Annotated in this window: 12 protein-coding genes and 1 pseudogene; all 13 read left to right on the top strand. The window is 58.5% G+C overall.

Translation table 11 applies throughout. The features are described 5' to 3' along the window. Positions 1-96, top strand: a pseudogene (locus ASD02_RS37225) (elongation factor Tu); the annotation flags it as partial. A 316-nt stretch (positions 97-412) separates the two neighbouring features. Beyond that, positions 413-721 carry a 30S ribosomal protein S10 gene (gene rpsJ / locus ASD02_RS20375; RefSeq protein ID WP_003507767.1) on the top strand — a complete coding sequence of 103 codons (309 nt, stop codon included), beginning with the start codon at positions 413-415 and terminating at the stop codon, positions 719-721. Positions 722-861: 140 nt separating this feature from the next. Further along, a complete protein-coding gene (gene rplC / locus ASD02_RS20370) occupies positions 862-1,548 on the top strand; it encodes a 50S ribosomal protein L3 (RefSeq protein WP_025426664.1) in 687 nt (228 codons plus the stop codon). Between the two features lie 12 nt (positions 1,549-1,560). Continuing rightward, on the top strand, positions 1,561-2,181 hold the full coding sequence (gene rplD, locus ASD02_RS20365) for a 50S ribosomal protein L4 (RefSeq protein WP_025426665.1): 621 nt from the start codon (positions 1,561-1,563) through the stop codon (positions 2,179-2,181). Continuing rightward, positions 2,178-2,471 (top strand): 50S ribosomal protein L23, encoded by a 294-nt coding sequence (locus ASD02_RS20360; RefSeq protein WP_025426666.1) that lies wholly within the window; start codon positions 2,178-2,180, stop codon positions 2,469-2,471. Before rplD ends, ASD02_RS20360 begins: the two co-directional genes overlap by 4 nt. A gap of 43 nt (positions 2,472-2,514) precedes the next feature. After that, the gene (rplB, locus tag ASD02_RS20355; RefSeq protein ID WP_025426667.1) at positions 2,515-3,354 is read left to right on the top strand and encodes a 50S ribosomal protein L2; all 840 of its coding nucleotides are present in this window, start codon (positions 2,515-2,517) and stop codon (positions 3,352-3,354) included. 15 nt (positions 3,355-3,369) lie between these two features. After that, entirely contained in the window at positions 3,370-3,648 is a 279-nt protein-coding gene (gene rpsS, locus ASD02_RS20350) for a 30S ribosomal protein S19 (RefSeq protein WP_025426668.1), read from the top strand. A 2-nt stretch (positions 3,649-3,650) separates the two neighbouring features. Further along, positions 3,651-4,040 carry a 50S ribosomal protein L22 gene (gene rplV, locus ASD02_RS20345; RefSeq protein ID WP_025426669.1) on the top strand — a complete coding sequence of 130 codons (390 nt, stop codon included), beginning with the start codon at positions 3,651-3,653 and terminating at the stop codon, positions 4,038-4,040. Beyond that, positions 4,040-4,753, top strand: a complete 714-nt coding sequence (rpsC, locus tag ASD02_RS20340; RefSeq protein ID WP_025426670.1) for a 30S ribosomal protein S3 — start codon at positions 4,040-4,042, stop codon at positions 4,751-4,753. The genes rplV and rpsC overlap by 1 nt, the downstream gene beginning before the upstream one ends. Positions 4,754-4,791: 38 nt before the next feature. Next, positions 4,792-5,205 carry a 50S ribosomal protein L16 gene (gene rplP / locus ASD02_RS20335; RefSeq protein WP_025426671.1) on the top strand — a complete coding sequence of 138 codons (414 nt, stop codon included), beginning with the start codon at positions 4,792-4,794 and terminating at the stop codon, positions 5,203-5,205. 12 nt (positions 5,206-5,217) lie between these two features. Next, positions 5,218-5,418 (top strand): 50S ribosomal protein L29, encoded by a 201-nt coding sequence (gene rpmC / locus ASD02_RS20330; protein ID WP_025426672.1) that lies wholly within the window; start codon positions 5,218-5,220, stop codon positions 5,416-5,418. A gap of 12 nt (positions 5,419-5,430) precedes the next feature. Next, positions 5,431-5,667, top strand: a complete 237-nt coding sequence (gene rpsQ, locus ASD02_RS20325) for a 30S ribosomal protein S17 (RefSeq protein WP_025426673.1) — start codon at positions 5,431-5,433, stop codon at positions 5,665-5,667. A gap of 178 nt (positions 5,668-5,845) precedes the next feature. Further along, positions 5,846-6,214, top strand: coding sequence for a 50S ribosomal protein L14 (rplN, locus tag ASD02_RS20320; protein ID WP_003536525.1), 369 nt, complete (start codon positions 5,846-5,848; stop codon positions 6,212-6,214). Positions 6,215-6,223: the final 9 nt, after the last annotated feature.

The raw sequence follows: 6,223 nt of genomic DNA, 5'->3' as shown, positions 1-6,223 counted from the left end.
ATCGTTCCGATCGCGATGGAAGAAAAGCTGCGCTTCGCTATCCGCGAAGGTGGCCGTACCGTCGGCGCCGGCATCGTTGCTTCGATCGTCGAGTAATCGGCGAACGGGCGGAATGAGGCGAGGCGCATTGTTATGCGCCTCGGACATAGCCGCCCAGCATGATTTAGTTGGTCGCACGGCTTGCCGACGACGCCGAAATAGTGCAAATGGCGCGCAAGCGTGATTTGCATGGTGCGTCGGCATAGTGCGATCGCGAAAGTACAGGCCGGCCACGGCCGCTCAAATAGGAAGGGGCAGGGGAAACCTTGTCCCTCCGATCTTTGAAAAATTAGCGGACTGGCCGAACATCAAACGAAGTTCAATGCGCGTTTCTCCACGGAAACCGCAACTAACATGAACAAGGATAAGTCGTATGAACGGCCAGAACATCCGCATCCGCCTCAAGGCGTTTGATCACCGGATCCTCGATGCCTCGACACGCGAAATCGTCTCGACGGCCAAGCGCACCGGTGCCAGCGTGCGCGGTCCAGTACCGCTGCCGACGCGCATTGAAAAATTTACGGTCAACCGTTCGCCGCACGTCGACAAGAAGAGCCGCGAACAGTTCGAAATGCGTACCCACAAGCGCCTTCTCGATATCGTAGATCCGACTCCGCAGACCGTTGACGCGCTGATGAAGCTCGACCTCGCTGCCGGCGTCGACGTGGAAATTAAGCTTTAATAACAAGGAAGGTACGTGGGCTTCGGTCCAACGGCTTCCAGAAACGGGCGACCCGGCGTTCCGCAAGGATCAGAGGGAGACCTTAAACAAGAGATGCGAAGGGGTTCGCCCCGACGTTAACTCTCAAGAGGAATGAACCGATGCGTTCAGGTGTGATTGCACAGAAAGTGGGAATGACGCGCGTCTACAACGACGCCGGCGAGCATATCCCGGTAACAGTATTGCGGCTGGAAAACTGCCAGGTGGTAGCCCAGCGCACGGACGACAAGAACGGCTATACCGCTGTCCAGTTGGGCGCCGGCACTGCCAAGGTCAAGAACACGCCGAAGGCGATGCGCGGCCACTTTGCTGCCGCCAACGTCGAACCGAAGGCGAAGCTCGTCGAATTCCGCGTTTCCGCGGACAATCTGATCGACATCGGCTCCGAACTGACCGCCAACCATTTCGTTGCGGGCCAGCTCGTCGACGTCACCGGTACCACGATCGGTAAGGGCTTTGCCGGCGCCATCAAGCGCCACAACTTCGGCGGTCTGCGTGCAACGCACGGCGTTTCCGTATCGCACCGTTCGCATGGTTCGACCGGTTCCAACCAGGATCCGGGCCGCGTCTGGAAGGGCAAGCGCATGGCTGGTCACATGGGCCAGACGCGCGTCACCACGCAGAACCTCGAAGTCGTATCGACCGATGAAGACCGCGGTCTGATCCTGGTCAAGGGCGCTGTCCCCGGCTCCAAGGGTGCCTGGATCGTCGTTCGTGACGCCATCAAGTCGGGCACCCCGGAAGGCGCACCGCGCCCCGCGGCCGTGCGCGCCGAAGCATCGAAGTAAGGGAGCCGAATAATGGATCTCACCGTCAAAACCCTCGAGGGCAAGGACGCGGGAAAGGTTTCCCTTTCGGACGCCATTTTCGGTCTCGAACCCCGTGAAGACATCATCGCCCGCGTCGTTCGCTGGCAGCTCGCTAAGAAGCAGCAGGGCACACACAAGGCCAAGGGCCGCGCGGAAGTTTCGCGCACCGGCGCCAAGATGTACAAGCAGAAGGGTACGGGCCGCGCCCGCCACCACTCCGCTCGTGCTCCACAGTTCCGTGGCGGTGGTAAGGCTCATGGCCCGGTTGTTCGCAGCCACGCCCATGACCTGCCGAAGAAGGTTCGTGCACTCGGCCTTCGCCACGCTCTGTCTGCCAAGCTGAAGGCTGAAAACATCATCGTTCTCGATGATCTCGTTGCCGCAGAAGCAAAGACGAAGACCCTGGCTGGCGTATTCGCCTCGCTCGGTCTGACCAATGCTCTGATCATCGGCGGCGCTGAAATCGAGAACAACTTCAAGCTCGCCGCTCAGAACATCCCGAATGTGGACGTTCTGCCGGTTCAGGGCATCAACGTTTACGACATTCTGCGCCGTGGCAAGCTCGTGCTTTCCAAGGCTGCCGTGGAAGCTCTGGAGGAGCGGTTCAAATGACGGATCTTCGCCACTACGACGTGATCGTGTCTCCCTCGATCACTGAAAAGTCGACGCTGGTTTCCGAACAGAACCAGATCGTCTTCAACGTCGCCAAGGGTGCTTCGAAGCCTGAAATCAAGGCTGCTGTCGAAGCTCTGTTCGGCGTCAAGGTTACGGCCGTGAACACGCTCGTCCGCAAGGGCAAGACCAAGCGGTTCCGCGGCTTTACCGGAAAGCAGAAGGACGTGAAGAAGGCGATCATCACGCTCGCCGACGGTCAGTCCATCGACGTCTCCACCGGTCTCTAACGGATAGGCCCATTAGGGTAAAAACCCAAAAGGGAACAATAAAATGGCATTGAAAAGTTTCAATCCGACGACCCCGAGCCAGCGCCAGCTGGTCATCGTTGACCGGTCCGGCCTCTACAAGGGCAAGCCGGTAAAGGCGCTGACCGAAGGTCTGCACTCCAAGGGCGGTCGCAACAACCTCGGCCGTATCACCGTTCGCTTCCAGGGCGGCGGTCACAAGCGGACCTACCGTCTGGTCGACTTCAAGCGTCGCAAGTTCGACGTAGAAGGCACCGTCGAGCGTCTGGAATATGACCCGAACCGCACCGCGTTCATCGCGCTGGTAACCTACGCCGATGGCGAACAGGCCTACATCCTCGCTCCGCAGCGTCTCGCTGCCGGCGACAAGGTCATCGCTTCGGAAAAGGCAGCAGTCGACGTCAAGCCCGGCAACACCATGCCGCTGCAGTTCATCCCGGTCGGCTCCATCATCCACAACGTGGAAATGAAGCCGGGTAAGGGCGGCCAGCTGGCTCGCTCGGCCGGTACCTACGCGCAGCTCGTTGGTCGTGACCAGGGCATGGCAATCCTTCGCCTGAACTCGGGTGAACAGCGCCTCGTGCACGGCTCTTGCCTCGCATCCATCGGTGCTGTATCGAACCCCGATCACGGCAACATCAATGACGGTAAGGCTGGTCGTTCGCGCTGGCGCGGTAAGAAGCCGCACGTTCGCGGCGTCGTCATGAACCCGGTTGACCACCCGCACGGCGGTGGTGAAGGCCGTACGTCCGGTGGTCGCCACCCGGTTACCCCTTGGGGCAAGCCGACGAAGGGCAAGCGGACGCGCTCCAACAAGTCGACCGACAAGTTCATCATGCGGTCGCGTCACCAGCGCAAGAAGTAAGAGAGGAAGTCTCAAGTGGCTCGTTCAGTATGGAAAGGTCCGTTTGTTGACGGCTATCTTCTCAAGAAGGCTGAGAAGGTTCGTGACGGCGGTCGTAACGAAGTGATCAAAATGTGGAGCCGTCGCTCCACGATCCTTCCGCAGTTCGTGGGTCTCACCTTCGGCGTCTACAACGGCAACAAGCATGTTCCCGTTTCGGTGTCAGAAGAAATGGTCGGACACAAGTTCGGTGAATTCTCTCCGACCCGGACCTATTACGGTCATGGTGCGGACAAGAAGGCAAAGAGGAAGTAACAATGGGCAAGGCAAAAGCCGAACGCCGGCTGAAGGATAATGAAGCGCAGGCAATTGCGCGCACGATCCGCGTCAGCCCCCAGAAGCTCAACCTGGTTGCAGCGATGATCCGCGGCAAGAAGGTCGAGCGCGCTCTGGCCGAACTCGAGTTCTCGCGCAAGCGGATCTCGGAAACGGTCAAGAAGACGCTTGAATCCGCGATCGCAAACGCTGAGAACAACCACGACCTCGACGTTGATTCGCTCATCGTCGCTGAGGCGTATGTTGGCAAGTCGATTGTGATGAAGCGCTTCCACGCTCGTGGTCGCGGCCGTGCATCGCGTGTTGAAAAGCCGTTCTCTCACTTGACGATCGTCGTTCGTGAAGTGGAAGCCAAAGGGGAGGCCGCATAATGGGCCAGAAGATTAATCCGATCGGTTTCCGTCTCGGCATCAACCGGACCTGGGATAGCCGTTGGTTCGCTGATAACGCGGAATACGGTCAGCTTCTTCACGAAGACCTGAAGATCCGCGCTTACCTGATGGAAGAGCTGAAGGCCGCTGGCATTGCCAAGGTCGTGATCGAGCGTCCGCACAAGAAGTGCCGCGTAACGATCCACTCGGCTCGTCCGGGCCTGATCATCGGCAAGAAGGGCGCAGACATCGAAAAGCTCCGCAAGAAGCTTTCCGAGATGACCAACTCCGAAACCCACCTCAACATCGTTGAAGTGCGCAAGCCGGAAGTTGACGCAACGCTCGTTGCCCAGTCGATCGCTCAGCAGCTCGAGCGCCGCGTGGCTTTCCGCCGTGCGATGAAGCGCGCTGTTCAGTCGGCCATGCGTCTTGGCGCCGAAGGCATTAAGATCACCTGCGCCGGTCGTCTCGGTGGTGCCGAAATCGCTCGTACCGAATGGTACCGCGAAGGTCGCGTTCCGCTGCACACTCTGCGTGCGGACATCGACTACGGTACGTCTGAAGCTCAAACCGCTTTCGGTATCTGCGGCATCAAGGTCTGGATCTTCAAGGGCGAGATCCTTGAGCACGATCCGATGGCTTCCGAGCGTCGCGCGATCGAGAGTGACAACCAGGGCGGCAGCAGCAGAGACCGTCGTCGCGAAAACGCGTAACATGCGCGCGTGGCAGCCAATATCGGAGAATTAAAAAAATGTTGCAGCCAAAGCGTACGAAGTATCGCAAGCAATTCAAGGGCCGCATCAAGGGCGTAGCCAAGGGCGGATCTGATCTTTCCTTTGGTGAATTCGGCCTGAAGGCTCAAGAACCAAACCGCGTCAATGCGCGCGAGATCGAAGCGGCCCGCCGCGCGATCACCCGCCATATGAAGCGTGCCGGCCGCGTCTGGATCCGTGTGTTCCCTGACGTTCCGGTCACCGCCAAGCCTACCGAAGTCCGCATGGGTAAGGGTAAGGGCTCGGTTGAATACTGGGCATGCAAGGTCAAGCCTGGTCGTATGATGTTCGAGATCGATGGTGTCAGCGAAGAACTCGCCCGTGAGGCACTTCGTCTTGGTGCTGCCAAGCTCTCTGTCAAGACGCGCTTCGTGCAGCGTATCGCAGAGTAAGGAGTGAATCTCATGAAAGCCGCAGATGTTCGCGCTCTGAGCGCCGATCAACTCAACGAAGAGCTTGCCAAGCTGAAGAAAGAGCAGTTCAATCTGCGTTTCCAGAAGGCAACCGGCCAGCTCGAAAAGTCGTCGCGTATTGACGAAGTCCGTAAGGACATCGCACGCGTCAAAACAATTGCCCGCCAGAAGGCGGCAGAAGCCAAGGCCTAAGGACCACAAAATATGCCGAAACGCATTCTGCAGGGCACAGTCGTCAGCGACAAGAACGACAAGACCGTCGTCGTCAGAGTCGAGCGCCGCTTTGCGCACCCGATTCTCCAGAAGACCGTCCGCCGTTCGAAGAAGTACAAGGCGCACGACGAAAACAACCAGTACAAGGTTGGTGACGTTGTTTCCATCGAGGAATGCGCGCCGATCTCCAAGGATAAGCGCTGGACGGTGGTTGCCGCCCAGGCTTGATTTCTACGGGATTTGACCGCGAGACCCTTGCGTCTTGGGCAAATATCTGTATGAAGCACGCAATTGAAGTAGAGGAACGCTCGAGTCCGGGCGTTCTTTTGCTTTGAGATAGGCACAATAAGCCGGGCGAGGGGGTCTAGACCCAACCGGCCCGGTAACAACAAGAAGGCGACCTGACATGATTCAGATGCAAACAAACCTCGACGTGGCGGATAATTCCGGCGCACGTCGTGTCATGTGCATCAAGGTGCTGGGCGGCTCCAAGCGTAAGTACGCGTCGATCGGCGACATCATTGTCGTTTCGATCAAGGAAGCCATTCCGCGCGGCCGCGTGAAGAAGGGTGATGTCATGAAGGCTGTTGTCGTTCGCACCGCGAAAGACATCCGCCGTGCGGATGGCAGCGTCATTCGTTTTGACACAAACGCAGCCGTTCTTATCGATAACAAGAAAGAGCCGATCGGCACCCGTATCTTCGGACCGGTTCCGCGCGAACTTCGCGCCAAGAACCACATGAAGATCATCTCGCTGGCTCCGGAAGTACTCTAAGGGAGCGTT

It is taken from the genome of Ensifer sp. Root1252 (assembly GCF_001425885.1).
Taxonomy (GTDB): domain Bacteria; phylum Pseudomonadota; class Alphaproteobacteria; order Rhizobiales; family Rhizobiaceae; genus Ensifer; species Ensifer canadensis.
Note: the sequence above shows the minus strand (reverse complement) of the source record. Positions and strands in the feature narration are given on the sequence as shown.